The sequence below is a fragment of the Arthrobacter sp. UYNi723 genome, from assembly GCF_054057635.1.
Genome location: NZ_JBSRZM010000001.1, coordinates 104,067 through 129,089, shown reverse-complemented (window position 1 = coordinate 129,089; position 25,023 = coordinate 104,067). Strand labels below are relative to the sequence as shown.

General features: G+C 66.0%; 21 protein-coding genes. 7 read left to right on the top strand and 14 right to left on the bottom strand.

The window, feature by feature from the left end; all coding sequences use genetic code 11:
* Positions 1–20 precede the first annotated feature (20 nt).
* The 6 genes from ACVWY0_RS00595 to mtrA form a co-directional block, all read right to left on the bottom strand.
* Positions 21–1,286 carry a winged helix-turn-helix domain-containing protein gene (locus ACVWY0_RS00595; RefSeq protein ID WP_485835011.1) on the bottom strand — a complete coding sequence of 422 codons (1,266 nt, stop codon included), beginning with the start codon at positions 1,284–1,286 and terminating at the stop codon, positions 21–23.
* 32 nt (positions 1,287–1,318) lie between these two features.
* The gene (hpf, locus tag ACVWY0_RS00590; protein WP_485835010.1) at positions 1,319–2,044 is read right to left on the bottom strand and encodes a ribosome hibernation-promoting factor, HPF/YfiA family; all 726 of its coding nucleotides are present in this window, start codon (positions 2,042–2,044) and stop codon (positions 1,319–1,321) included.
* 211 nt (positions 2,045–2,255) lie between these two features.
* A complete protein-coding gene (locus tag ACVWY0_RS00585) occupies positions 2,256–3,218 on the bottom strand; it encodes a ComF family protein (protein WP_485835009.1) in 963 nt (320 codons plus the stop codon).
* A gap of 59 nt (positions 3,219–3,277) precedes the next feature.
* Entirely contained in the window at positions 3,278–4,996 is a 1,719-nt protein-coding gene (locus ACVWY0_RS00580) for an LpqB family beta-propeller domain-containing protein (RefSeq protein ID WP_485835008.1), read from the bottom strand.
* Complete coding sequence (gene mtrB, locus ACVWY0_RS00575; RefSeq protein ID WP_485835007.1) at positions 4,993–6,918, bottom strand: MtrAB system histidine kinase MtrB; 1,926 nt, start codon at positions 6,916–6,918, stop codon at positions 4,993–4,995. Before mtrB ends, ACVWY0_RS00580 begins: the two co-directional genes overlap by 4 nt.
* Positions 6,890–7,564 (bottom strand): MtrAB system response regulator MtrA, encoded by a 675-nt coding sequence (mtrA, locus tag ACVWY0_RS00570; RefSeq protein WP_056343773.1) that lies wholly within the window; start codon positions 7,562–7,564, stop codon positions 6,890–6,892. The genes mtrB and mtrA overlap by 29 nt, the downstream gene beginning before the upstream one ends.
* A gap of 154 nt (positions 7,565–7,718) precedes the next feature.
* On the opposite strand from mtrA, the gene ACVWY0_RS00565 reads away from it, so the two are divergent.
* From ACVWY0_RS00565 to ACVWY0_RS00540, 6 genes are read left to right on the top strand one after another with little or no spacing between them, the layout of a single operon-like run.
* Positions 7,719–8,978, top strand: coding sequence for a DUF7847 domain-containing protein (locus tag ACVWY0_RS00565; RefSeq protein ID WP_485835006.1), 1,260 nt, complete (start codon positions 7,719–7,721; stop codon positions 8,976–8,978).
* Positions 8,968–9,624 (top strand): DUF4129 domain-containing protein, encoded by a 657-nt coding sequence (locus ACVWY0_RS00560; protein WP_485835005.1) that lies wholly within the window; start codon positions 8,968–8,970, stop codon positions 9,622–9,624. Before ACVWY0_RS00565 ends, ACVWY0_RS00560 begins: the two co-directional genes overlap by 11 nt.
* A gap of 14 nt (positions 9,625–9,638) precedes the next feature.
* Positions 9,639–10,892 carry a DUF4350 domain-containing protein gene (locus ACVWY0_RS00555; protein WP_485835004.1) on the top strand — a complete coding sequence of 418 codons (1,254 nt, stop codon included), beginning with the start codon at positions 9,639–9,641 and terminating at the stop codon, positions 10,890–10,892.
* Positions 10,889–11,890 (top strand): AAA family ATPase, encoded by a 1,002-nt coding sequence (locus tag ACVWY0_RS00550; protein ID WP_485835003.1) that lies wholly within the window; start codon positions 10,889–10,891, stop codon positions 11,888–11,890. Before ACVWY0_RS00555 ends, ACVWY0_RS00550 begins: the two co-directional genes overlap by 4 nt.
* 11 nt (positions 11,891–11,901) lie before the next feature.
* Positions 11,902–13,194 carry a DUF58 domain-containing protein gene (locus tag ACVWY0_RS00545; RefSeq protein ID WP_485835002.1) on the top strand — a complete coding sequence of 431 codons (1,293 nt, stop codon included), beginning with the start codon at positions 11,902–11,904 and terminating at the stop codon, positions 13,192–13,194.
* A 41-nt stretch (positions 13,195–13,235) separates the two neighbouring features.
* Complete coding sequence (locus ACVWY0_RS00540) at positions 13,236–13,949, top strand: DUF4166 domain-containing protein (protein ID WP_252567288.1); 714 nt, start codon at positions 13,236–13,238, stop codon at positions 13,947–13,949.
* Between the two features lie 37 nt (positions 13,950–13,986).
* On the opposite strand, the gene ACVWY0_RS00535 is transcribed toward ACVWY0_RS00540, so the two are convergent.
* From ACVWY0_RS00535 to mnmA, 7 genes are all read right to left on the bottom strand, one after another.
* Positions 13,987–14,997: a uroporphyrinogen decarboxylase/cobalamine-independent methonine synthase family protein gene (locus ACVWY0_RS00535; protein ID WP_485835001.1), complete on the bottom strand. Its 1,011-nt coding sequence runs from the start codon at positions 14,995–14,997 to the stop codon at positions 13,987–13,989.
* Entirely contained in the window at positions 14,988–15,374 is a 387-nt protein-coding gene (locus ACVWY0_RS00530) for a chorismate mutase (protein WP_058931921.1), read from the bottom strand. The genes ACVWY0_RS00535 and ACVWY0_RS00530 overlap by 10 nt, the downstream gene beginning before the upstream one ends.
* Before the next feature lie 120 nt (positions 15,375–15,494).
* A complete protein-coding gene (locus tag ACVWY0_RS00525; RefSeq protein WP_485835000.1) occupies positions 15,495–17,210 on the bottom strand; it encodes an ABC transporter ATP-binding protein in 1,716 nt (571 codons plus the stop codon).
* Positions 17,207–18,220 (bottom strand): ABC transporter permease, encoded by a 1,014-nt coding sequence (locus tag ACVWY0_RS00520; protein WP_485834999.1) that lies wholly within the window; start codon positions 18,218–18,220, stop codon positions 17,207–17,209. Before ACVWY0_RS00520 ends, ACVWY0_RS00525 begins: the two co-directional genes overlap by 4 nt.
* Positions 18,220–19,302, bottom strand: a complete 1,083-nt coding sequence (locus tag ACVWY0_RS00515) for an ABC transporter permease (RefSeq protein WP_485834998.1) — start codon at positions 19,300–19,302, stop codon at positions 18,220–18,222. The genes ACVWY0_RS00520 and ACVWY0_RS00515 overlap by 1 nt, the downstream gene beginning before the upstream one ends.
* 95 nt (positions 19,303–19,397) lie before the next feature.
* Positions 19,398–21,035: an ABC transporter substrate-binding protein gene (locus ACVWY0_RS00510; protein ID WP_485834997.1), complete on the bottom strand. Its 1,638-nt coding sequence runs from the start codon at positions 21,033–21,035 to the stop codon at positions 19,398–19,400.
* A 174-nt stretch (positions 21,036–21,209) separates the two neighbouring features.
* Positions 21,210–22,334: a tRNA 2-thiouridine(34) synthase MnmA gene (gene mnmA / locus ACVWY0_RS00505; RefSeq protein WP_485834996.1), complete on the bottom strand. Its 1,125-nt coding sequence runs from the start codon at positions 22,332–22,334 to the stop codon at positions 21,210–21,212.
* A 207-nt stretch (positions 22,335–22,541) separates the two neighbouring features.
* Here mnmA and ACVWY0_RS00500 point away from each other — a divergent pair, with 207 nt between their 5' ends.
* Positions 22,542–23,813: an NAD(P)/FAD-dependent oxidoreductase gene (locus ACVWY0_RS00500; protein WP_485834995.1), complete on the top strand. Its 1,272-nt coding sequence runs from the start codon at positions 22,542–22,544 to the stop codon at positions 23,811–23,813.
* Here the strand turns inward: ACVWY0_RS00500 and ACVWY0_RS00495 are convergent.
* Entirely contained in the window at positions 23,789–25,021 is a 1,233-nt protein-coding gene (locus tag ACVWY0_RS00495; protein ID WP_485834994.1) for a cysteine desulfurase family protein, read from the bottom strand. The genes ACVWY0_RS00500 and ACVWY0_RS00495 overlap by 25 nt on opposite strands.
* Positions 25,022–25,023 lie beyond the last annotated feature (2 nt).

Sequence of the window (25,023 nt, the reverse complement as noted above, 5' to 3'; positions counted from 1 at the left end):
CGAATTCTGGCGTTTTTAGTCTACGGGAGAGACACCGGCCACGCGGCCGGTGTTCCCTGAGAGCGGAGCGGACCGGCGCGGTGACGCAGGGCGGCGCCGAGGGACTCCGCCAGGTCCCCGATCGGGCTGACCACAATGTCTTCCAGCTCCAGCCATTCGGCCACCAGTTCCAGCTCGGCGGCGAGCTCGACGGCGGTCCCTGGCGGTGCGTCCGGCTCACCGTTGGCGGACCTGACCAGCAGATTTCCTGCCGCACGGTCCGCTTTAAGGTCCACCCGCGCCACGATGGTGTCACCCAGGAGAAAGGGCAGGACGTAGTACCCGAAGCGTCGGAGGTGCGCGGGCGTGTAAATCTCGATCCGGAAGTGGAACCCGAAGAGCTCCTCAAGCCGGCGCCGCTCGAAGACCAGGGAGTCAAAGGGACTGAGCAAGGCCCGCCCTGCCGTCCGCCGCGGCATTGTAGCGTCGGCATGGAGGAATACCTTCCGGTCCCAGCCTTCGACAGCCACCGGCTCGAGCCTCCCGATGCTGACCAGATGGTCCACCGAGGCGGCGGCCGCCTTGACCGGTGTACGGAAGTAGTCCGCGAAGCACTTCACGGTTCCGATGCCATGGGCTTGCGCGGCCGCGTCGATGAGCCGATGCATGGCCTCAACAGGGTCCGGCGTGGCTTCGAGGGCCAGCCGGCGCGGCAGCACCCTAGCCGTCAGCGTGTACTTTCGCTCGAACTGTTCGGTTCTGGACGCCGCGGAAATGGTGCCCGCCTCGAACAGGTCTTCAAGCACGCGTTTGACGGCGTTCCAGTTCCATCCCCAGTTGTCGTCCCGCCGGTCCTCCACGTGCCCGATGTTCACCGTCAGTTCCGCCGCCGTCATGGGCCGCCCTGCGGCCAGGGCGTCGAGGATCTTTCCCGCCACCGCGTCGCGCAGGTCCGGGTCGAGGGCGGACGCACCCACCCATGTGCGTTTCTGCCACAAACGGAGGTCCTGGAAGTGCTCGGGCCGGATGAAGCTGGCCTCGTGCGCCCAGTACTCCATCATGCGTCGGGGAGGCGAACTGGCCATCCGCTGAAGAATGGTGCGGTCATAGTTGCCGAGCCTTGAAAAGAAGGGCAGAAAGTGACTGCGGGACAACACGTTGACGGAATCGATCTGGACAAGCTGGATCCGGGCAAAGGTACGGCCCACCGTCCGTGAGGTCACGGGGCCGGCGGGCCGTCCTTTGTCGAGTCCCTGAGCTGCCAAGGCGATCCGCCGGGCCTGGATAAGGCTCAGCGTCGCTGGCACATCAGTCCTTTCATTGAGGGGTGTGAACCGCCCTAGACTTTTGCAGCCTCGTCATCGGAACGGTAGGCGAGGATTTTTTCTTCGACGGCGGTGTCCCCCGGTTCGCATTCGTGGTCCAGCGTGATCACCCCGTACGTCCAGCCACGGCGCCGGTAGACCACCGAGGGCGTGTTGGTGGCCTTATCCACAAACAGGTAGAAATCGTGGCCCACGAGCTCCATGTTGTCCACAGCATCGTCAAGGGTGAGGGAGGCCGCAGGGAAAACTTTGCGCCGGATCAGCACCGGGGAGTCCCCTGCCGGAATGTCGTTTTCGACATCGTAGGGCGATCGTTCAGCAGGTGCTGCCTGGGGTTCGCTGCGATGGCTCGCCTCGACGTAAAGGGGCTCACTGGTACTTGCGGGTTCCAGTGTCGCGGTGGCCTCACGCACTGCCTTGGGGGTGTGGCGCCCGTGGTGGACCTTCTTGCGGTCCTTGGCGCGGCGGAGACGTTCCAGCAGTTTGGTGTAGGCGAGATCGAACGCAGCGAATTTGTCTGCGGCGCTGGCTTCGGCACGGATTACGGGTCCCCGGCCCAGAACCGTCACTTCAACGGTGAGCTGGTCGCCGGTCTGGCGCGCATTCGTTTCCTTGGAAACCTTCGCGTCAACCCGCTGGACCTTGTCGCCAAGTGACTCGATCTTCGAGATCTTCTCACCGGCGTATTCGCGGAAGCGGTCTGAGACCGTCAGATTTCGTCCGCTAATCATAAACTCCATGGTGCCCTCCAAATGACTTCGGTGACACGACGGCGGCACATCCCACGGGCCGATCTGCTTGACAGTCGAGCCCCTTTCCGAGCCGCCATCGAAAGGTACAACTTGTTCTTGGTACCCACAACCGACGTTAGTTCATAGCCACCTGTTATTCATCCTTTCTTCGTTTATTTTTTTCTAAGACGGGCAGCGTTCCGCCAGCTCCCGGGGCGGGCTATTCGCCGCCAGCTGAATCCGGCGGGCGTGTCGCGGCAAGGACCACCGCCCCCACCACCACGGCGCCGCTGACGTGCAGCGCGCGGGCTGCTTCCGCGAGTGTGGCCCCCGTGGTGAGAACGTCGTCGACAATGATGCAGCGGCGTCCGGCCACCCGCGCGCGCTGGCGTTTCGGGACCTTCATGGACCCCTTGACCCGGCTCGCCCTGGCCCCGCGGCCGAGTCCCTTTTGGCCTCCAGGCAGCCGCTCCAGTGCGGCGCGGCGCCAGGATTTCCGGATCACGTCCACCACAGGTGTACCGCGGATGGTGGTCCCCCGACGCAACTCTGCGAGCAGGAGGTGGACCGGGCTGAATCCCCTCTTGATGTAGCCGGCCGTACTGCTGGGCACCAGAACCAGGCAGACGCCGTCGACGCCGGCCACGGCCGCGGCAATGCCCTGCCCCAGTCCCCGCGCCAGGACTGACGTGAGCTGGTGCTGGCCATGGCTCTTGAACGACAGCACGGCCTGCGCCAGCTCCTCGCGGTACACGCCGGCCGCCACCACGGGAAGGATCAGGCCGCCGTCGACGTTCATCAGGGCCGGCGCCTGCTCCTCTGCCCGGAACGGGTGCCTGGTCAACAGGCGGACGTGGCGTTCGCACATGACGCACAGGGCCAGGTCCTCCGCACCGCAGCAGACGCAGTCCACAGGGACGGCAAGTGCCAGCAGCTCCGCGGCGGCCACGCCCATCTGGTCGGCGGCCCGCAGCCAGCGGTGGCGGTGGCCGCCGCGATGCTTGGCGGACTGCAGCGGAGGCGGCAGGAGGTCCGGATCCAGGCTTGCCGCATTTCTGGCGGGACTTCCCCCGGAGCGGCCCCCAACGCCGCCCCCGGACCGGCGCGCAGGCGCGTGGCGAGTAGGCGGGTGGCGGGCAGGCGGGTGGCGAGCAGGAGGACATCCGGGCTGAACTTCGGTCACACCTCATGGTGGCCTGCCGGCCGCGGCCCCGGAACCTCTGGTCCGCGCTATGTGGAAAGCTACCCAGGGAATGAGGGGTCGATGGGGCCCTTCAGCTGGGGCGACCAGCCGTTGCCGAGCCGCTGGAAGATGCCCTCGGCCGACTGGCCGTAAATTTCCTCCAGCCCGTTGCCGGCGCTGAGCCACACAAGGCCGGGCCACGGCGCCAACTGCTGGGGTTGTCCGGAGGTGAGGGACAGCAGCTCCGGCGTGACGTTCGAACCTGCCGAGGCTTTCATCACGGCGACCGTTGTGTCGTTCACCCAGACGCCCTGGTCCGGGTCACCGGAAGCCACCAGCGTGATCGGGGCAGTCAGTTCCCGGGGTGTCCCGTCGGCGTTCCGGACGATCCCGGCAATCTGCACCTTCGTCTTGCCCTTCTGTTCCGAAATGACCAGCGCCCGGACGCCCTCGCGGGAGATCCTCAGCTCCTTGACGGTTCTTCCGGCCAACCACGACGGCGTGAGCGTAACGGTGGGAACGGCGGCACCTTCGGCGACTCCGATGGGCCGGTAGGCCACCACCTCCGTACCGCCGGTAGCTCCCGGCCCTGCGGCCCACACCCAGTCATGAATACTGAAGGACGGGTGCGTAATGGTGCTGCGCGTTGTCAGCGCACGGGCGGGCTGTCCCGGCACCATGCTGTAGAGCGTCGTCCGGCTTTCGTTGAGGAAGGCAACGGTCTGGGACACCGGGGATTCCGACGGGTAGCGGGGCCCGAGCGATGAAACTGGCTGCATATCCGGCAGCGGGGACACCCTGTTGTTTTCGTAGCGAACCAGCTCATTGCCGCTGACCGCGATCTCGCGGACCGGCACGTTTTTGTCCCGCACCGGGGGCAACACCGAACCGTTGTCTTCGACGCGGACCAGGTCCTGGTTGGCATGCAACTCCACATTAACGACGTCGGGCTGGCTGCGGAACGTGAGCGAAAGCTGCGTTTGCATCCGGAGCCTGTCCTCCGTGGACGCCTCGGTGAGTTCCTTGGCGGTGAGGTCCACCTGCGCTGCGCCGGACACCACCGGAACCGATTCGCGGGCGAGTTTGATGCCGGACGGGAAGGCGCTCACCACCGCGCCGCGAAGGTACGGCGCGGGGCCGGCCAGCAGGGCACTGGTCATGGCTTTGACGGTCTTGTTCTTGATGAACCAGCGGACGTCAGGCACGGCATAGGTGAAGCTGGGATCGTAGAAGTAGATAGGGTAGGCGCCGTAGATGACCTTGAAGGTTTCCTCCGGGATCGCTGTTCCGTCCGGGATCGCTGAGATCCGCCATTCGCCGTCCACCTGGGTGAGAGTGGCCGGAATGTTCTCGATGGTGCCTTCGGGCATCTGGGTGGCGATGCCGTCAACATCCACGCTGTACGCAACGTCCAGCTGGTAGTTGTAGACGTTGTCGACGCCGGTGCCCACCACTTTCGCCTCGCGGTACACCAGCGCGCGCTGGTCGGGTTTCCAGGATACTGACGCTGCCTGCGTCAGGTATTCGCGGGCCACCGCGTAGTCACCCTCGTATCCGGTACCGGCACGGTAGAAGTAATCAATGATGTTTTCCGGAGTAGCGCCGGGCTGGGGAGCGGCCGGGAGGAACACCGGTGCGTTGACGTTGCCGGCGCTGCCTTCCGCGCTCTTCCCCACGGGCCCGGCCGTGGGAATCCGCGCGCAGGAGGCCAGCACCAGGACAACGACGAACAGCACAACGCTCCTCTTCAGCATCGCCCGCACTTTTCGTCCCGTCATGAAGACTCCTTCGGTGTTGCGCCCGTCCCGGCAGGGGTACGCCCGGCGCCCTGGCCACGCCCGCCGCCAGCGGGGACATCAGGCGCCCCAGTGGGGCCGGGCCCAAGGACCAGCACGTTTTTCGAATGTGGGACGTCGGGGAGGATGATGTCCTCAGGCTCAAGCTGCACAGGTGAGCGGTCGATCTCCTCGCCCTGGCGCAACGGAATGGTCAGCCGGAAGTTGGCCCCTCTACCCTTGTTTCCCCATGCCTGCAGCCAGCCGTTATGGAGTTTGGTGTCTTCCATTGCGATGGACAGGCCCAGTCCGCTGCCTCCGGTGGTGCGGGCCCGCGCCGGATCCGCACGCCAGAACCGGTCAAAGACCCGGGCGGCCTCGGCCGGGGTCATGCCGATCCCCTGATCCCGGACTGCAACTCCCACCGCTGACTGGTTGGCTGAGACAGTCACGGTGACCGGCCTGCCTTCGCCATGCTCCACTGCATTCAGGATGAGGTTCCGCAGGATCCTGTCGATCCTCCTGGCGTCCATCTCCGCGACAATTCCCACGGCGGGAGCCCGGAGGATGATCTCCGAGCCGTACTCGGCCGCGACGGGCGCTGCCCCGTCAATGACATGGGCGATCACCTGCAGGATGTCCTCGGGCTCGGCGTCGAGCATGGCCACGCCGGCGTCGAAGCGGGAGATCTCGAGCAGGTCGGCCAGCAGGGACTGGAACCGCTCCACCTGGTTGTACAGGAGTTCCGCGGAGCGCTTGTTGATGGGGTCGAAGTCGTGGCGGGCGTCGTACAACACTTCCGCGGCCATCCGGACGGTGGTCAGGGGCGTGCGGAGCTCGTGGGAGACGTCGGAGACAAACCGCTGCTGCATCTGGGACAACATGGCCAGCTGGGTGATCTGCTCCTGGAGGCTGGCGGCCATGTGATTGAACGATGCCCCGAGGCGGGCAACCTCGTCTTCGCCTTTGACCACCATCCGCTCCTGCAATTGGCCGGCAGCGAGCTTCTCCGACACCAGGGCAGCGTGGCTGACCGGGCTGACAACATTGCGGGTGACGTACCAGGCGATGGCCCCGATCATCAGCACCAGCACCGCGCCGCCGGCCAGGAGGACGCCCTGGATTTCGTCGAGCGTCTGCTGGGCGGTGTTGACGTCATAGATCAGGTAGAGCTCGTACACGGTCCCATTGAAGGTCACCAGGTTGCCCACGGCGATGCCCGGCCTGTCCTCGGTACCTACCGGAATCACGGTGGAGGCCCAGTACTGGTCCTTGCCTGAATCCTGTACCGCCGTACGGAGTTCAGGCGGGATGACGCTGACGGTCAGTTGGTCCGAGGCCCGCGACTCTACCCAGCGGTTCCGGGGCTTGGTCTGTTCGGGCTTGGCTTCGAAAACGTAGCGGCGCTGGATGACGGAGCCGCGGCCCTCCACTGCGTTCAAAGTGTCGTAGACCAGGGTGATGACGCTGGACTGGTCGGTGACCTGGGCGCCGTCGAACGTCTCCTGGACCTGCTTGACGTAGTAACGGGTCTCGGATTCGGCCTGGGTGAGGCGCTCCTGGAACAGGTTGTTGGCGATCTGGTTGGACAGGTAGGCGCCCACGGCGCCAAAGGATGTCACGGCCAACAGCAGGGTAGTGAGGACTGTCCGGAACTGCAGGGACCGGCGCCAGCGTCGACGCATGGCCCGCCCGGCAAAACGGACCGCAGGGAAGAAACGGGTCACGCCGAGACGGACAAGGCGGCCCACCCGTAGCCCCACGATTACTCCACGGCGCCGCCAGATCCGTGCTCGGAATGGCAGCGTTGCAAGCTCCGACGGCAGCGCATCCGTGTGCTCCGGGCCCTTGGCTGCGGGAAGGTCCGGGGCGCGGTGCGCTTCTGGTCCTGACGGCTCAGGAACCTGCTTTGTAGCCGACACCACGAACCGTCAATACAACTTCGGGAGCTTCCGGATCCCGTTCAATTTTTGACCGGAGGCGCTGGACGTGGACGTTGACCAGCCGGGTGTCCGCCGCGTGGCGGTAGCCCCAGACCTGCTCCAGCAGCAGCTCACGGGTGAACACCTGCCATGGCTTCCGCGCCAGGGCTACGAGGAGGTCAAACTCCAGGGGCGTGAGGGAAATCCGCTCATCGGCACGCTTCACGGTGTGGCCGGCCACGTCGATGGTGATGTCAGCGATCCGCAGCGTTTCAGGCGCCTTCTGGTCGCCGGGCCGCAGGCGGGCACGCACGCGTGCCACCAGTTCGGCGGGTTTGAACGGCTTGGGCACGTAGTCGTCTGCGCCGGACTCAAGGCCGCGGACGACGTCGGACGTATCCGACTTGGCCGTGAGCATGACGATGGGCACGTCCGATTCGGAGCGGATCTGCCGGCAGACCTCGATGCCGTCCACGCCGGGCAGCATCAGGTCAAGCAACACGAGGTCAGGCTTCGATGAACGGAAAATATCCAGCGCCTGGCTGCCATCGGCGCAAAAAACCGGCTCAAAGCCGTCATTGCGCAGAACAATCCCAATCATTTCGGCCAGCGCTTCGTCATCGTCAACTACCAGAATGCGTGCCTTCATAGTTATATATTCCCTTATTGAACAGGGTTTGTCCTGTTGAACGGCCTTACGGCATGGCGCCACGCTATGACGCCCGACGCCGGAACTATAGGCTGGCAACACGCGGACAGTCCCGCACGGGGGAAGGAACAGGGTGCCACACCAGGATCCGAACATGCAGCAGCCGCATCCTGCCTGCGAGGCTGGGAAGGGCCAGCCGCCAGGGAACCAGCCTCCATGGGGGCCGCAGCCCGGCCCGGCACAGCAGGCCTGGGGCGGCCAGCCCGTGTGGGGTGGCCCGCTGGCTTGGGGCACTCCGCCGCACAATCCCTACGGCGGTCCGCCGCCGTACCAGCAGCCGCGTTATGTTGCCCCGCCCAAACCCGGCATCGTTCCCCTGCGGCCACTGATGTTCGGCGAGATCCTGGACGGCTCCTTCCAGGCGATCAGGCGCAACGCCAAAGCCATGCTGGGCGCCGCGCTGCTGGCGCAGACCCTCGCCGCAGTGCTCACGGCAGTTCTCAGTTCATTTTCCGCCACGTCCGCGGCGTCACTTGAAGCCTGGGCGGCGGGCCTGACGGAGCAGGACCTGGTCCCGCTGGTGGTGACCTTCGCGTCCGGGATCCTGCTCGTCTCGGTGCTCACCGTTTTTCTGTCCGCGGTGCTTCAGGGCGCCATGGTGGTTCCGGTCGCCAGGTCCGTCCTCAACCGCCCCACCGGCTTCAGGCAGATGTGGTCCCTGGCGCGGTCCCGCGCTGGTGCCCTGATCCGCCTTGCGGCCCTGCTGGTTGGCGGCGGGCTCCTCGTTGCGCTGCTGTTTGTGGCGCTGGCAGTGCTGCTGGTCAGCACCGTGGGCGGACTTGGCGCCCTGATCCTCATCCCGCTGGGGCTGGTGTGCTTTGTGCTGTACGTATGGATCTACATCAAGCTCATGGTGGCGCCGGCCGCCGTTGTGGTGGAGGAACTCGGGGCGATGGCCGGCATCCGGCGCTCCTGGGAACTGACACGCAGCAATTGGTGGCGGCTCCTGGGCATCACGCTGGTGGTGGGCATCATGGTGGGGGTCATCGCCCAGGTCGTCATGATTCCCGTCACACTGCTCACCGGCTTTTACACCGGCGTGGTCTCACCCCACGGCGGTTCCGAGCAGGCCATGACGGCGGCCGTGGTGGCGGGCGTTGCCACCGCGGTCGTTACCGCAGTGGTCGCCGCAGCGGGTTTTGCCTTCCAGACCTCCGTGATGGCACTGCTTTACCTCGACCTCAGGATGCGCCGGGACGGACTGGATATCGCCCTGCTCCAACTGCTGGAATCCGGAGCAGATCCCGGCGGCGTCCCGGGCCGAGGCGTCCCGGTCTACAGGGCAGGACCCGGCCAATATCCGCGGCCGCCCTACGGGGCAGCGCCAGGCGGGGCATGGCCGGATGGCCGCTGAACCACCAGTCCTGCCTGGCCGCGACGAGGCCCGCCGCTGGGCCGAAGAAGAACTTGCCAAGCCGGAATACCGTGACGCGGCCCCGGGCTGGCTGGACAGTGTGTGGGCGGACATCCTGGACTGGCTGCGGTCCCTGGACGGCGGCTCCGGCACGGACACCACCGTGCCGGCGCCGTGGATCGGTGTGGCCATCGCCGTGCTGATCGGCGCCGCGGTCGTACTGGCCCGCCCGCGCCTCAACGCGAAGGCCAAGCGTGCCGGAGACGTATTCGACGCCGGCACAACAGTCAGTGCCGAGGCCTACCGTGGGCGCGCGGCGGCCGCTGCCGCAGCCGGCAACTGGAGTGCCGCCGTCGTGGACTGTTTCCGTGCGCTGGTGCGCACAGCCGAGGACAGAACGCTTTTCGACGCGCGGCCGGGCCGGACCGCGGACGAGGTGGCGCACGAACTGGCCACACCGTTTCCGTCAGAGGCCGGCCGCCTGACGGAAGCTGCGCGGACTTTCGACGGGATCCGCTACGGAAATGAGTCCGCAGGCCAGACTGACTATGCCGCGGTGCGCGAACTGGACATTGCCCTGCAGTCCCTCACGCCGGCGAGCCCCGCCCTGCCCGCTGAACGTGACGAACCGGCGGTTCCGCGATGACGCAGGGTCCCACGATGCAGAACCCTTCGCCGGATCTTCTGACGCCCAAACTTCCGACGTCGGATGCATCGGAGGCGCAGCCGGGTTCCGCCCCGGCACTCCGATCCGGTTCCGGGTCCGGCGCCGGTGCCGTGTCCGGTGCCCGTGCCTGGCTCCGGCGGCACCGCGGCGGGGCAGCGATCGGCGCGGCGGCCGCCGTTGGACTGGCGGTGGTTATTTCCACTCAACTCGCGCCAAAGGGCGATTCCCTGCCCTTATCCGTGCATAACGCCGGGCCGGACGGCGCCAAGGCGGTCAGCGAGATACTGGGCCGCCACGGTGTCGAGGTCCAGGATGTTGAATCCTTTGACTCCGCCACGGCAGCACTCGCGGACCGGCCGGGTGCCACCCTCCTCCTGTACGACCGGAGCGGATTCCTGGACCAATCCCGGCTGGACGAGCTGGCCGCAAGTGCGGGACGCGTAGTGCTGGTGACGCCGCGGCTCGGCACGCTGAAGGCCCTCGATACCGGCATCAGCCAGGCCGGTGTGGTGCCTGAGTCAACGGCGCTCCTGGAACCGGGCTGCGGTCTCACCGATCCCGCGGCGGCAGGTGCTGTCTCCGGAACCGGCGGATTCCTGTACGACGGCGGCACAGTGTGCTTCAGCCCGCCGGGAAGCACCGCCGGGCTGCTTGCCCGCACGGATGACGGCGGCCTGACCGTCTTGGGCAGCACCGCCCTCCTCAACAACGGCGGGCTAGCCGGCCACGGCCATGCCGCACTGGCCCTGCGGACGTTGGGCGGCTCAGAAGTCGTTGTCTGGTACCTGCCCGGACTGGGCGACGCGGCCGCTGCGGAGTCAACGCAGACACTTGATGACCTCGCCCCTGACTGGGTGGCATTCCTGGGGCCCTGGCTGGTCTTTGTGGCCGCGCTGGCCATTGTGTGGCGCGGGCGCCGCCTCGGCCCGCTCGTGTTTGAACCACTCCCCGTGGTGGTCAAGGCCGTGGAGACCGCAGAAGGCCGCGCGCGCCTTTATCAGGATTCCCACGCACTGGGCCGGGCACGGGACAACCTTCGGGCCGGCACCCTGGTTCGTCTGGCGCAAGCCCTTCGAGTCGGATCCCAGGCCACTGCCGACGACGTGGTGCAGGCAGCGGCCCGGCACCTGGGCCGGCCGGTCAGAGATATCAGCGGCCTGATCCAGGAACGCCCCGGTACCGCAACCAGGCTGGTGCAATGGTCACAGGAACTGGACAAACTAGAGAACGAGGTCAGGACCCGATGAACGAACCGTACGGCGCCCCGCAGATCATGGATTCTTCCCCGCGGACGCTGGATCCCGCCCGGCAGGCGCTCCTGGATGTCCGCCATGAGGTTGCCAAGGCCGTGGTGGGCCAGGATGCCACCGTCACGGGACTCCTTATCGCGCTGCTTTCCCAGGGGCATGTGCTCCTCGAAGGCGTGCCCGGGGTGGCCAAGACACTCCTGGTCCGTGCCCTGTCCGCCGCGCTGAGCCTGGACACCAAACGCGTACAGTTCACCCCTGACCTGATGCCCGGCGACATCACCGGTTCCCTGGTCTATGACTCGCACACCTCGGAATTCAGTTTCCGCGAGGGGCCGGTCTTCACCAACATCCTGCTGGCCGACGAAATCAACCGGACGCCCCCGAAGACGCAGGCCTCCCTGTTGGAGGCCATGGAAGAGCGGCAGGTCTCGGTGGACGGGGTGTCCAGGCCGCTGCCGGCGAACTTCCTGGTGGCGGCAACCCAGAACCCCGTGGAATATGAGGGAACCTATCCCCTGCCCGAAGCCCAGCTGGACCGGTTCCTGCTCAAGCTCACCATGCCGCTGCCCAGCCGGACTGACGAAGTGGAAGTGATCCGGCGGCACGCGGCCGGCTTCAATCCCCGGGATCTTGCTGCCGCCGGTGTCCGGGCGGTGGCCGGCGCCGAGGACCTCGAACGGGCGCGGCAAGCTGTGGCCACCGTTGCCGTCGAACGGGAAATCATCGGCTACATCGTGGACCTCGTGCGCGCCACCCGGCAGGCGCCGTCGTTCCAGCTGGGCGTCTCGCCCCGCGGCGCGACTGCACTGCTTAATACGGCCCGCGCCTGGGCCTGGCTGTCGGGCCGCAGCTTCGTCACCCCGGACGACGTCAAGGCACTGGCGCTGCCGTGCCTGCGCCACCGGGTGGCCCTGCAGCTTGATGCCCAGATGGACGGGGTCCGCGTGGACGATGTCCTGGGCAGCATCCTGGCGTCCGTCCCGGTCCCCCGCTGATTCGCTTGCACATGGCACTCTCCGGACGGTTCGTCGTGCTGGCACTGCTGGGCCTGGTGCCGGTGCTGCTGTTTCCTGGCGGGGGAACGGTCCTGGGCGTGGTCGTGGCACTCGCTGCTCTCCTGAGCCTGGACCTTGGCCTGGCCGCTTCCCCGCAGGCCATCATCGTCACGCGCGCCGAGCCCGGCAACGTGACGCTGCACGGCACGGCCGCTTCGGTCCTCACGCTTCGCAACAGTGGCCGGCGACGCTTGCGCGCCACTGTTCGGGACGCGTGGCAGCCGTCTGCCGGGGCTGTGAATCCGGTCCAGGACCTGGACATCCCCGCCCTGGAAAGCCGCCGGATGACCGTCCGGTTACAGCCGGTCCGCCGTGGCGACGTGGGCGCCCGGCACGTCACGGTGCGCTCCCATGGACCCCTTCGGCTCGCGGCACGGCAGCGCACGTTTGACTGTGCCGGCCTCCTCCGGGTCCTGCCGCCGTTCCATTCCCGCAGGCACCTCCCCTCGAAGCTCAGGAAACTCCGCGAACTCGACGGCAAGGCCGCCGTGCAGATCCGGGGTGCCGGCACCGAATTCGACTCGCTGCGTGACTACGTCCGCGGGGACGACGTCCGGTCCATCGACTGGCGCGCAACCGCCCGCCGGTCCGCCGTCGTCGTCCGCACCTGGCGCCCGGAACGCGACCGGCGCGTGGTGATCATGCTGGATACGTCCCGCACGTCAGCGGCGAGGATCGAGGACGAACCAAGGTTGGATACCGGCATCGAAGCGGCGCTCCTGCTGGCGGTGCTGGCCGAGCGTGGCGGTGACCGGGTGGATTTCCTGGCTTACGACCGCCGTCCGCGGGCCAGGGCCGGTTCCGCCACCACCGGCAATCTCCTGGGGCAGCTGGTGCAGGCAATGGCGCCCCTCGAAGCTGAACTGATCGAGCTTGACTGGTCCAGCCTCCCCGGCCAGATCCGGGCGGTCTCCGCGCACCGGTCCCTGGTGGTGCTGCTAACGGCGTTGGACGGCGGAGCGCCGGAGGAAGGGCTCATTCCCGTGGCCGCGCAGCTCGCGCAGCAGCATGTTGTGGTGGTGGCCGCCGTCCGTGATCCCATGCTGGGGCAGATGCTGCGGGAGCGTGAGAACGCGGCCGGTGTGTTCCGGGCGGCAGCGGCTGAACGCGTACTGCTGGAACGGGCGGCGGTCAGCGCCGAGCTCCGGCAGCACGGGGTGGAAGTGGTGGATGCGGAGCCACACCAGCTGCCGCCGCAGCTTGCCGACATGTATATCCGGCTGAAGGCGGCCGGTAGATTGTGAGTCACCGCAGCACCGCTGACGGTACCGTCCAGGAGGTCACCATGAGCGTCCCTATCTACCGGCAGGCCCTGGGCGAGGACTTCCACCGGCTGCAGCCTGAGCTGCAGGAGTACTTTTCCCTGGCGCCCGGCTCGGGGCACTACGGCGTGGGCGAGGGCGTGTTCGACGTTGTGGGCTGCCGGCAGGCGTGGCTGCGGCCCCTGCTGAAGCTCACCTCCGGGGAGGACGCGTTCTTCCCGGAGTACGGGGAAGGCATCCCCTTCCGGATTGAAAACCATGCGCACCAGGATCCGTTCGGCCGCTCCAGCCTGACTGCCCGGCGGGAAATCCGCTTCCCAGGGCACGTGCGGATTTTCCAGGACACCACCAGCCTCGTGGATGCCGACGGCGGCCCGCGGCTGGTGGACTATCTGGGCCGTTTCAGGCGCATGGTGACCGACCTCAAGCTCAGCGTGACGGACGAGGGCAGGCTGCGCGGAGTTTCCGAAGCGTCGCGGCTGTTCCTGGGCCCCCTCCGCCTGCCTCTGCCGGCCACTGTGGATGCCAAGGCCTACGCCGAGCAGTGGTGGGACGGCGCCGCCGGCGAACATGGACAGCACCGGATCCAAGTCAAGGTCATCCAGCCGCAGATCGGGCTGGTCCTGGTCTATGCGGGCGGTTTCGACTACCGCCTGCGTCCCTACATCGGCGGCAGTTCGGCGCAGAGTTTCCTGCCCCGCTACGCCCAGCCGGACCGTTGGGAAAACCGGACGTAGAAGACGTACACGCAGGTCCGCTCAGCGGTGGGCCCGCTCAGCCGTGCGCCCGCTGGTTCAGGCCGTCGGCCACCTGGGTGAGCCGGCCCAGCACCGCTGTGGCGGTGGCCGGCGTGTGGCCGGCAAGTCCCGCCGAGGGGGTGACCCGGATACTGCCCAGGGACGACGCCGGCAGCCCCAGCTCGTGCCATGGCCGCCACACGGAGTCCACGACGTCGGCCACCCTGGGCAGCGTGCTACGGCTGACGTCCAGGGCGCCGGCCCAGATGCGCTTGCCTGCCTCCACTGCTGTGGCCAACTGCTCCCACTGCCGTGTGGTCAGGGCCCTCAGCGGCACGGCCACGCCGTCGGCGCCGGCGGCAATGATCCGGTCGATCGGGGCCTCGATCTCGGGGACAGAGACAACGATTTCGGCGGCACCCGCCTCACGGAGCGCCTCGATCACCACCTGCCAGGACTCGGTGACCTCCTGGCCGCCCACCGCCCGCAGCGTGCGGTAACCGCTCGACGTCGGAATAGTGCCGGCAAGGACGGCGGCGATATCAGGCTCGTCGACCTGGACCACCAGCCGCGCGCCCGGAACCGCGCTGGAAATCCGGGACATGTAGCCGCCAACCCCTGCGGCCAGCGAGTCGGCAATGTCCCGGCGTGCGCCGTAATCGATCAGTGCCCGTTCGCCGTTGTGCAGGTGCAGGCCCGCGGCAATGCTCAGCGGACCAACCAGCTGGAGCTTGATCTCGGGGGCGGGGGTGTCCTCCGCGCCGGCAACGTCTGCCAGGACGTTGATGTCAGTGGACAGGGCCGAAGCGGCCCTGCGGAAATCCTTGCCGGGCCTGTCCACCAGCCGCCAGCCGTACGGCTGGACATCCACGGCCAATTCAAGCAGGAGTGCGGCCGTCCGCCCCAGGGCGTCGGAGCCGACGCCGCGGTCCGGAAGTTCTGCCAGGAATGGCAGGTGCGGGCTGCCGAGCTCGCCGCGGATAATGCGGGCAGCCTCCACGGGGTCCTCCCCCGGCCAGGGCCCAAGCCCGGTGGCTGTTACTTCCACTCTGCAGCGGCCTGGTGGTCCTCGGCGATGGCTTCATGATGGCGGATGACCTCGCCGATGATGAAATTCAGGAACTTCTCCGCAAAAGCGGGATCGAGGTGTGCATCCTCCGCCAGCCGCCGGAGACGGGCGATCTGGGCGGATTCCCGGCCTGGATCCCCCGCCGGGAGCCGGTGCGCGGCCTTGAGGAAGCCCACTTTCTGGGTGGCCTTGAACCGTTCGGCCAGGAGGTATACCAGGGTCGCGTCGATGTTGTCGATGCTGGAGCGGATGGACAGCAGTTCCGCCATCACCGAGTTGTCCACGTGGCCTGCCAGCGAACTCGCGGCGGCATCGTAGGTGTCGGTGTCGGGAACATCGTGGTTTTGCTGCGTCATGGTCCAAGTCTATGGGGCGTCCGCGGAAATCCTTCCGGTGTTAAGCGGCGGACGGACACCCCGCCTTGTGGGGCGGGATGTCCGTCTTTCGTGCCTCGACTGTGGGGTCGTCGGGAGTGCCTACTGGGCCAGCAGCGCCCGGTGGGCTTCCCGGCGTCGTGCCTGTTCGTCCGGATCAGGGACCGGCAGCGAGGCAATCAGCCGTTTGGTGTAGTCGTGCTGCGGCGCGCCCATCACCTGGCTGCCGATGCCCTGCTCCACCAGCTTGCCCTTGTACAGGACGCCCACCCACTGGGACAGGATGTCCACCACAGCGAGGTCGTGGCTGATGAACAGTGCCGCGAACCCGAACTCGGCCTGGATTTCCTTGAAGAGTTCCAGGACCTTTGCCTGCACCGAAACGTCCAGGGCCGACGTCGGCTCGTCAGCGATGAGCAGCCGCGGGTTCAGGATCAGTGCCCGCGCCAGCGACGCCCGCTGGCGCTGCCCTCCGGACAGCTCGTGCGGGTACCGTTCCGCGTACGACGCCGGCAGCTGCACCGATTCGAGCAGCTCGGCAACGCGTTTGCGCGCCTGCGCCGGGCTCGGGTTGGTGTGGATGATCATGGGTTCCGCTACGCAGTCGCCGATGGTCAGCTGGGGGTTGAAGGACGCGGCCGGATCCTGGAACACAAAGCCAATATCCTTCCGGAGAGGCTTGAACGTCCGCTCCTTGAGGTTGAGCATCTCGTAGCCGAGCACCTTCAGGCTGCCGCCCGTGGTCCGGTTCAGGCCGGCGATGGCCCGGCCGATGGTGGTTTTCCCCGAGCCGGATTCGCCCACCAGTCCGAAGACTTCGCCCTCGGAGACGGTGAAGCTGACCCCGTCAACAGCCTTGAACGCCGGAGTTCCCAGCCTGCCGGGGTACTCGATGGTCAGGTTGGTTGCCTCCACCAGCACCGGCGAGCCCTGGTGGGCGCGTTCCAGCAGGCCCTCCGACGCCGAGTTCCGGCCCAGGTGGGGCACGGCGGCCAGCAGCTTCTTCGTGTAGTCCTGTTTGGGTTCGGCGAACAGCACCCGCACCGGTGCTTCCTCCACCACATCACCCTGGTACATCACCACGACGCGGTCCGCGAGATCGGCCACCACGCCCATGTTGTGGGTGATCAGCACGATCGAGGTGCCGTACTTGTCCCGAAGGTCCCGGAGCAACTCCAGGATCTCTGCCTGGACAGTAACGTCCAAGGCTGTGGTGGGTTCATCGGCCACAATCAGGCCCGGGTTCAAAGCCAAGGCGGCGGCGATCACCACGCGCTGCTTCTGGCCGCCGGAGAACTGATGCGGGTAGTAGTTGACCCGATGCTCCGGATCCGGGATCCCCACTTTGCGCAGAGCCTCGATGGCACGGGCCTTGGCGTCCTTGGCCGAGACCCGTTTCCCGCCGGCACCGCCGGCGTGGGCACGGATGCCCTCGGCGATCTGCCAGCCCACAGTGAACACCGGGTTCAGGGCCGTGGAGGGCTCCTGGAACACCATGGCCACATCGCGGCCGCGGATCTGCCGCAGCTTCGCGGCGCTGACGCTGATCACGTTGTTCCCGTTGATCAGGACGGCACCCCCGCTGGTGGCGGTCTCCGGCAGCAGCCCGAGGATGGTTTTCGCGGTCACGGTCTTGCCGGAGCCGGATTCACCCACGATGGCCAGGACTTCGCCGGAGCGGACGTCCAGGCTCACGTCCTTCACGGCGTAGACGTCTCCGCCGTCGGTGGCGAACGTGACTTTGAGGTGGTCGATCTCCAGTACGGCCTGGTCTGCCGGCCTGGACCGGTCAGATACCGAATCAATATTGATGGTCACAGTCCTCTCACATCCGCTGCGATGGCAGCCTGCGCGGCCGCGGTTGATGGTCCCGGGGCGCCCTTGGCGCCCGCAGCCTTGCGCCCGCGCAGCCGCGGATCGTTCAGGTCATTGACGCTTTCGCCCACGAGGGTGAGGCCAACCACCGTCAGGACGATGGCGATGCCGGGGAACACACCCGTCCACCAAATGCCGGAAGAGGCATCGGCCATCGCCTTGTTCAGGTCAAAGCCCCATTCAGCGGCGGAACTTGGCTCGATACCGAAGCCCAGGAAGCCCAGTCCTGCCAGTGTGAGGATGGCTTCGGAGGCGTTGAGCGTGAAGATCAGCGGCAGGGTCCGGGTTGCGTTGGAAAAGATGTGCCTGCTGATAATCCTCGCGCTTGAGGCGCCAACAACTTGGGCTGATTCCACAAACGGTTCGGCTTTGAGCCGGATGGTTTCCGCGCGGATCACGCGGAAGTACTGCGGGACAAACACTGCCGTGATGGCAAACCCGCAGGCGAGGATTCCGCCCCAGAAACCAGACTGTCCCTTATTGATGGCAATCGACATCACGATAGCCACGAGGAGTGTCGGGAAGGCGTAAATCGCGTCAGCAATCACCACCAGCACTCGGTCCAGCCAGCCGCCGAAGTAGCCGCTCACCAGTCCGAGGAACACTCCCAGGAAGATGGACATCAACACGGCAGCAACAATCACCGCCATGGCTGTCTGCGATCCCCAGATCATCCGGGACAGCACATCGTATCCGCCCACGGTTGTTCCCATCAGATGCTTGCCACCGGGTTCGGCCTGCGCCGGGAAAGAACCGGCGTCATCGGAAATCTGAGAATACCCGTAGGGCGCCAGCACCGGCGCAAATATCGCGGCCACCACAAAAACAGCGCAAAGGACGACGCCGATGAGCAGCATGGTCCGTTGCAGGCCAACGCTTTGGCGGATGTGGGACGAGACCGGAAGCCGGTCCAGCAAGGACTTCTTTTTCGGTTCCAAAACTGTGGTGCCCATCAGTACCTCACTCGCGGATCAATCAGGGCAGCGGCAATATCCACCACGAAATTGGTGATCGCCACAATGACGGCCAGCAGCATCACGATGCCCTGGACAGCCACAAAGTCACGCGCGGTAAGGTACTGCGCCAGCTGATAGCCAAGGCCCTTCCACTCGAAGGTGGTTTCGGTCAGCACCGCACCGCCGAGCAGCAGGGCAATCTGCAAACCCATCACCGTGATGATGGGGATCAGCGCAGGCTTGTAGGCATGCTTGGTCACCAGGCGGTATTCACTGACACCTCGGGACCGGCCTGCCTCAACATAGTCCCTGCCCAGCGTGCCGATCACGTTGGTGCGGACCAGACGGAGGAAGACCCCCGCGGTCAATAGGCCCAGCGCGACGGCCGGCAGGACTGCGTGGTGGACGATGTCGCCAAAGGCTGCCAGATTGCCGCTGCGAAGGGCGTCCAGCCAGTAGACGCCAGTGGGCGCTGCCAGCCGGCCCATCGCCAATTCCGTTGTGGTGGATGCACGGCCAGCCACGGGGAACCAACCCAGTCCTACAGAAAATGTCAGCTTCAGCAGCAGGCCGGCAAAGAAGACAGGGGTGGCATAGCAAAGGATGGCGAACATTCGCAGGACAGCGTCCGGAACCTTGTCGCGTTTGTGGGCGGCCAACATACCCAGCGGTATTCCCACGAGCAACGCCACTATCACGGCGTTGATGCTCAGTTCCAGGGTGGCTGCACCAAATTTCGCGAGCATCTCGATGACGGGCCGGCCATCTGAAATAGTCCGGCCGAAGTTTCCGGTGGCGATGTGGCCAAGGTACTCGATGTATTGGATGAACAGGTTCCGGTCATAGCCGGCCTGGTGAACCAAGGCGTCGATTTGTTCCTGCGGGAGGCGTCCGCCCTGGGCTGCGGTGATGGGATCGCCGGTGATCCGCATAAGGAAGAAAACGAGGGTGACGAGGATGAAGATCGTGGGGAAAATGAGCAGGAAGCGAATCAGGATATACCTCCCGAGGCCACCTCCCGCGGATTTGGATGTGGGGGCCGCTACCGTTGGCGGCGGCGCATCTATCAATGTGGCCATACTGAACCTGCTTGGTCTGGAAAGCGAAAAGTGTGGAGCCAACACGTAGGAGGCAGGGCCGGCCGGCCCCACCTCCTACGCAGGTGTAACAGGTGTTACTTGGAAATGGTGCCGAGCCGGAACTTGAACGACGCATCCAGCGTCGAATCCACGCCCTTCACCTTGGTCCCCGAAACAGCCACCTGGGCCCCTTGCAACAACGGCAAGGTGGAGATGTCCTTGGCAAGCAGGTTCTGGACCTCCTGTATGGTCTTCTCACGCTCTGCCTTATCAGCTGTCACAAGCTGCTTTGCGATCAGCGTTTCGACCTCGCTGTTGGAGTAGTGGTTGTTCATGAAGCCACCGCCCACAAAGAAGGGTGTCAGATAATTGTCCGCGTCGCTGAAGTCCGGGAACCAGCCCAGCTGGAAGACGGGGTAGCTGTCTTTCTTCGACGCCGAGTTATACGTGACCCACTCGGTGGACTGAAGGTCCACGGTGAACAGACCGCTCTTCTCCAACTGGTCCTTGACCATGGCGTATTCGTCACCGGATGACTTGCCATAGTGGTCAGGGTTGTACTGCAGTTTGATCGTCACCGGGCCGGTGATGCCGGCGTCGGACATGACCTTCTTGGCCTTGTCCAGGCTGGGTTTACCGGAGCCATCCCCGTACGCCTGCTTGAAGGATTCGTTGGCGCCCACGAAACCGGACGGGACATTGGACCACATGGGCAAGTACGTGCCCTTGTAGACCTGATCCGAGATGGCCTGGCGGTCAACGAGGTCAGCAACCGCCTGACGGACGGCCAGTGCCTTCTTCGGATCCGTTTCCGGTGTCTTGGCGCCGAAAGGCATGGTGTCGAAGTTAAAGACGATGTACCGCATCTCACCGCCGGGTCCGACATGGACCGTGACGTTGGAGTCCTTCTTGAGGTCATCGATGTCCGTGGCGCTCAGGCTGCGGTTGGCAACATCGATCTGCCCGCCCTTGACCTCCAACTTCATGTTGGTCTGATCGGTGTAGTACTTGATGGTGGCCCCTGCGTTGGCGGGCTTGCCAAGCACTCCCTTGTAGTCCGGCCAAGCCTTCAGGCTGACCAACGTGTTCTTGTTGTAGGAGTCGATGATGTACTGGCCGTGGAAGGCGTTGGCCTTGACAATTTCCTCGTCGCTGAGGAGCTTGTCTGCCGGGAACACTTCGTCGTCAACGATCGGGGCGGCCGGGCTGGTCAGAATCTGCGGGAAAGTCTGGTCGTTGGCATTCTTCAGTGTGAAAACCACGGTGCTGGCATCAGGTGTGGCAATGGAATCGATGTTGGACAACAACGAAGCCGGCCCGTTGGGATCGTTGATGGCAGTCTGGCGATCGAAGGAGAACTTTACGTCTTTGGAATCCAGCACGTGCCCGTTGGCCCATTTGAGGTCACTCTTGAGTTTGACGGTGAATTCGGTGGGCTTCGTGAAGGAGGACGATTCGGCCAGGTCCGGCACGGGGTCGGCACCACCGGGTTTGGAGTTCAACAAGAAGGAGTAAATCTGGTTCATCACCACAAACGAACCGTTGTCGTACGAGCCCGCCGGGTCCAGTGCGGTGACCTTGTCTGTGGTTCCGTACGCAATGACGCTGCTGGCATTCTCCGAGGCCGTGCTGCCACCGCCGCCACCCGAGGGGCCCGTGCAGGCCGTCAATGCGAAGGCGGAAACGCCTGCGAGCGCGATTGCGCTGCGCAAGGCTTTAGTGCTCTTGGTCATCTGTGAACTTTCTGTTCGATGAGTACGCGCTCGCCGCCCGCAAATGGGTGTCTTGGCTTGAGCGGGCAGCGCGCTGTCCTGATGCCTAGATTCAACCAGACGCCGGACTCATCAACCGGCTTTTTTGTGAGTTGAGACACAAAATTTACCTGACCAGGGTAAATTTGCTCCGCCTCAGAGCTCCGCGCGCTGCAACGACCGGGCAGCGTCGATGGTGGCCTGGCCCAGGACGCGGCTGCCCTGATAGAGGACCACTGTCTGGCCGGGTGCCACACCGCGCAGCGGATCGGTCAACGTGACCAGCAGCTGGGGTGCACCCTCGCCGGGCAGCATTCGCGCAGTTGCCGGCACGGGGTCCCCGTGGGCGCGGACCTGGGCATGGCAGTCAAACTCGGCGCCCGTTTCGATTTCCGCGATGGGCAGGCCGGCCCACGAGACCTTGATGCCACGGATCTCGTCAATGGCCAGTAGCGCCTGGGGCCCCACCACTACCTTGTTTTCCTTGGGCCGGATCTCCAGGACGAACCTGGGCTTGCCGTCCGCTGCGGGGGTGCCGAGCTTCAGGCCGCGGCGCTGTCCCACGGTGAACGCGTTGGCTCCCGGGTGCTCCCCCACCTTCGTGCCGGTCTCGTCCACAATGTCACCGGTGGTCATGTCGATCTTTTCGGCGAGCCAGCCCGCGGTGTCGCCGTCGGGAATGAAGCAGATATCGTGACTGTCGGGCTTGTTGGCCACTGACAGTCCACGGCGCTCGGCCTCGGCCCGCACCTCAGCCTTGGAAGGCGTGTCAGCCAGCGGAAACATGGAGTGCTTGAGCTGCTCGTGGGTCAAGACACCCAGGACGTAGCTCTGGTCCTTGGCCCAGTCCGCAGCCCGGTGAAGTTCGGGGTTGCCTTCGGCGTCCCTGATGACCTTGGCGTAATGCCCCGTGCAGACGGCGTCAAAGCCCAGGGCGATGGCCTTCTCCAGCAGGGCGGCAAACTTAATCCGCTCGTTGCAGCGCATGCAGGGGTTGGGGGTCCGCCCGGCAGCATACTCATCGATGAAGTCCTGGACCACGTCTTCCTTGAAGCGCTCCGAGAAATCCCAGACGTAATACGGAATGCCCAGCACATCGCAGGCCCGCCACGCATCGCGCGAGTCCTCGATGGTGCAGCAGCCGCGGCTGCCCGTCCGCAGGGTGCCGGGCATCCTGGACAGCGCAAGGTGAACACCGACGACGTCGTGCCCGGCCTCAACGGCACGTGCTGCGGCAACGGCGGAGTCGACTCCACCGCTCATGGCTGCTAGAACTCGCATGCTGGCTTTCTTTAGGGTTCGGGGGATGCCGGCAGAGGGCGACTGCCGTTCAACCGGCGGCCGCAGGAATAGCACAATGCCTGCCGCACCAGTCTATCGCCACGCCGAATCCTCCCCAAAAGACCCTTGACCCAGCGGGCCTTCCCTTCTAAAGTCAGACTTAACGGTTTTAGACTTCGAGCACGCACCAGCGGGAATCGGGCGGACATGGCTGAGGACATTGCTACCGCGGGGGACATCGTGATTGCCGGCGGCGGCCTGGCCGGTGCCACCGCAGCCAAGACCCTGCGGGCGGAAGGGTTCAAAGGCCGGGTGACCATCATCGGCGCCGAGCGCCATCACCCCTACCTGCGGCCGCCGCTGTCCAAGGAGTATCTGCTGGGCAAGGCCGCCGAGGACGCCGTCCCGGTGGTGCCGCCAGGCTGGTACGCGGAGAACGACGTCGGCCTCCGCCTGGGTATCCGCGTCACGGACATCCGGCCGGACGCCAGGACGGTGGAGCTGGACGACGGCAGCACACTGTCATACGGCTCCCTGCTGCTCGCCACCGGCGCGGCGCCCCGCACCCTGCGCCTGCCCGGATCGGATCTATCCGGCGTCTCTACTTTCCGCACCCTGGATGACAGCCGTCGGCTGCGCAGCAGTCTGGCGGCGGGCGGCAGGAACGTGGTGATGATCGGCTCCGGCTGGATCGGCATGGAACTGGCTGCGGCTGCCGCCACCTACGGCAACAACGTCACGCTCCTCGGACTGGAAGAGATCCCCCTGGCCGGGGCCATCGGCCCTGACCTTGGGCGGTTCTTCCGCAGACTCCACGGCGCCAACGGCGTGAGCTTCCGGCTTCCCGCCTCAGCACGGGAGCTCACCGGATCCGGCGGTGCTGTCACCGGGGTGGTCACCGATTCCGGAGAGGCGCTCCCTGCGGACATCGTGGTCATCGCCGTCGGCGTGGTTCCCGAGACGGGACTCGCGCAGGCGGCCGGCCTCGCCCTGGACAACGGGATCCTTACGGACGCGTCCCTGCGGACCAGCGCGCCCGGCATTTTTGCCGCCGGCGACGTCGCCAACGCCCTGCACCCCTTCACCGGCCAGCACCACCGCAGCGAGCACTGGTCCAATGCCCTGAACGGCGGAAAGGTGGCCGCCAGGGCCATGCTCGGCCAGGATGCAGTCCTGAGCACCATCCCCTACTTCTACACCGATCAGTACGACGTCAGCATGGAGTACTCCGGCTTCCCGGCCCTGGCGGCGGGCGCTGAGCCGGTGATCCGGGGGTCACTGGAGGGCAAGGAGTTCATCGCATTCTGGCAGCAGGATTCCAGGGTGGTGGCCGGGATGAGCGTCAACTGGCCGCGGAAGCCACAGCCCGGCGCGCAGAAGACCATCAAGGCCCTCATCTCTGCCAGAACGCCCGTCTCGGCGGAGCGCCTGGCCGACAACTCTGTTGGGCTCGATCAGCTCCTGCCGGAGGACGCCTGACGCGCTACCGTTCCCGCAGTCTGGATCGAGGATTCATGCCCGGCCATCCCTGCCTGGCGGGCGCGTTGGTACGCGCCGGGGAGGGCTGCCAGCAAGGCATCCACGTCCGCGTCGGTTGAGGCATGTCCCAGCGTGAAGCGCTGGGCGCCGCGGGCTGTCTCCTCGTCCAGCCCCATGGCCAGCAGCACGTGGGACGGACGCGGGACACCGGCCGTACAGGCTGATCCCGTGGAGGATTCCACCCCGGCCAGGTCCAGCAGGAACAGCAGCGAATCACCTTCGCAGCCGGGGAACGTGAAATGCGCGTTGCCGGGCAGCCTCCCCTCCCCCGGGGCGCCACGGAGTGCAGCTTCGGGCACCAGCTGAAGGACGCCGTCGATGAGCCTGTCCCGCAGGGCCGCGATCCTCGCGGACTCGGCGGCAAGCCGTGCGGTGGCGGCCTCGGCGGCAGCAGCGAAGGCGGCGATGGACGCCGTGTCCAGCGTCCCGGAGCGCACGTCGCGTTCCTGGCCGCCACCGTGCTGCACCGGAGTCAGCTTGACGGCCCGCCCCAACAGGAGGGCACCGACCCCCACCGGTCCGCCGATCTTGTGCCCGGAAACGGACATCGCATCCAGCCCGGAGGCCTTGAAATCCACCGGCAGCGAGCCGAAGGCCTGTACGGCGTCCGAATGGACCGGAACGCCGGCGGCATGCGCCAGCTCCACAATCCTGTGCACCGGCTGGATGGTGCCCACTTCGTTGTTGGCCCACATGACCGTCACGAGCCCTATAGTCTCAGGGTCCCGGGCCAGCTCGGCGTCGAGGACATTAAGGTCCACTACGCCCTCGCTGTCCACCGGAAGCCATGTGACAATGGCGCCCTCGTGCCGCTCCAGCCATTCCACGGTGTCCAGCACGGCATGATGCTCGACGGCGGAGCAGAGGATGCGCCGCCGTGCCGGGTCTTCGCCGGAACGGGCCCAGTACAGGCCCTTGACGGCAAGGTTGTCCGACTCAGTTCCCCCGGACGTAAAGATGACCTCGGAGGGATGGGCGCCGGCCGCCGTCGCGATCGCTTCCCGCGCATCCTCCACGGAGCGGCGGGCACGCCGGCCCGAGCCATGCAGGGACGAAGGGTTGCCGGTGCGGGAAAGTTCCCGCGTCAGGGCTGCCAGCGCCTCGGCAGAAAGTGGCGTGGTGGCTGCATGATCGAGGTAGACGGGCACGC

Excerpts from the sequence above, each read along its gene's own strand:
- hpf (WP_485835010.1), bottom strand. The coding sequence starts at position 2,044 with ATGGAGTTTATGATTAGCGGACGAAATCTGACGGTCTCAGACCGCTTC.
- ACVWY0_RS00580 (WP_485835008.1), bottom strand. The coding sequence starts at position 4,996 with ATGACGGGACGAAAAGTGCGGGCGATGCTGAAGAGGAGCGTTGTGCTG.
- mtrA (WP_056343773.1), bottom strand. The coding sequence starts at position 7,564 with ATGAAGGCACGCATTCTGGTAGTTGACGATGACGAAGCGCTGGCCGAA.
- ACVWY0_RS00565 (WP_485835006.1), top strand. The coding sequence starts at position 7,719 with ATGCAGCAGCCGCATCCTGCCTGCGAGGCTGGGAAGGGCCAGCCGCCA.
- ACVWY0_RS00560 (WP_485835005.1), top strand. The coding sequence starts at position 8,968 with ATGGCCGCTGAACCACCAGTCCTGCCTGGCCGCGACGAGGCCCGCCGC.
- ACVWY0_RS00555 (WP_485835004.1), top strand. The coding sequence starts at position 9,639 with ATGCAGAACCCTTCGCCGGATCTTCTGACGCCCAAACTTCCGACGTCG.
- ACVWY0_RS00550 (WP_485835003.1), top strand. The coding sequence starts at position 10,889 with ATGAACGAACCGTACGGCGCCCCGCAGATCATGGATTCTTCCCCGCGG.
- ACVWY0_RS00545 (WP_485835002.1), top strand. The coding sequence starts at position 11,902 with ATGGCACTCTCCGGACGGTTCGTCGTGCTGGCACTGCTGGGCCTGGTG.
- ACVWY0_RS00540 (WP_252567288.1), top strand. The coding sequence starts at position 13,236 with ATGAGCGTCCCTATCTACCGGCAGGCCCTGGGCGAGGACTTCCACCGG.
- ACVWY0_RS00530 (WP_058931921.1), bottom strand. The coding sequence starts at position 15,374 with ATGACGCAGCAAAACCACGATGTTCCCGACACCGACACCTACGATGCC.
- ACVWY0_RS00520 (WP_485834999.1), bottom strand. The coding sequence starts at position 18,220 with ATGGGCACCACAGTTTTGGAACCGAAAAAGAAGTCCTTGCTGGACCGG.
- ACVWY0_RS00515 (WP_485834998.1), bottom strand. The coding sequence starts at position 19,302 with ATGGCCACATTGATAGATGCGCCGCCGCCAACGGTAGCGGCCCCCACA.
- ACVWY0_RS00510 (WP_485834997.1), bottom strand. The coding sequence starts at position 21,035 with ATGACCAAGAGCACTAAAGCCTTGCGCAGCGCAATCGCGCTCGCAGGC.
- mnmA (WP_485834996.1), bottom strand. The coding sequence starts at position 22,334 with ATGCGAGTTCTAGCAGCCATGAGCGGTGGAGTCGACTCCGCCGTTGCC.
- ACVWY0_RS00500 (WP_485834995.1), top strand. The coding sequence starts at position 22,542 with ATGGCTGAGGACATTGCTACCGCGGGGGACATCGTGATTGCCGGCGGC.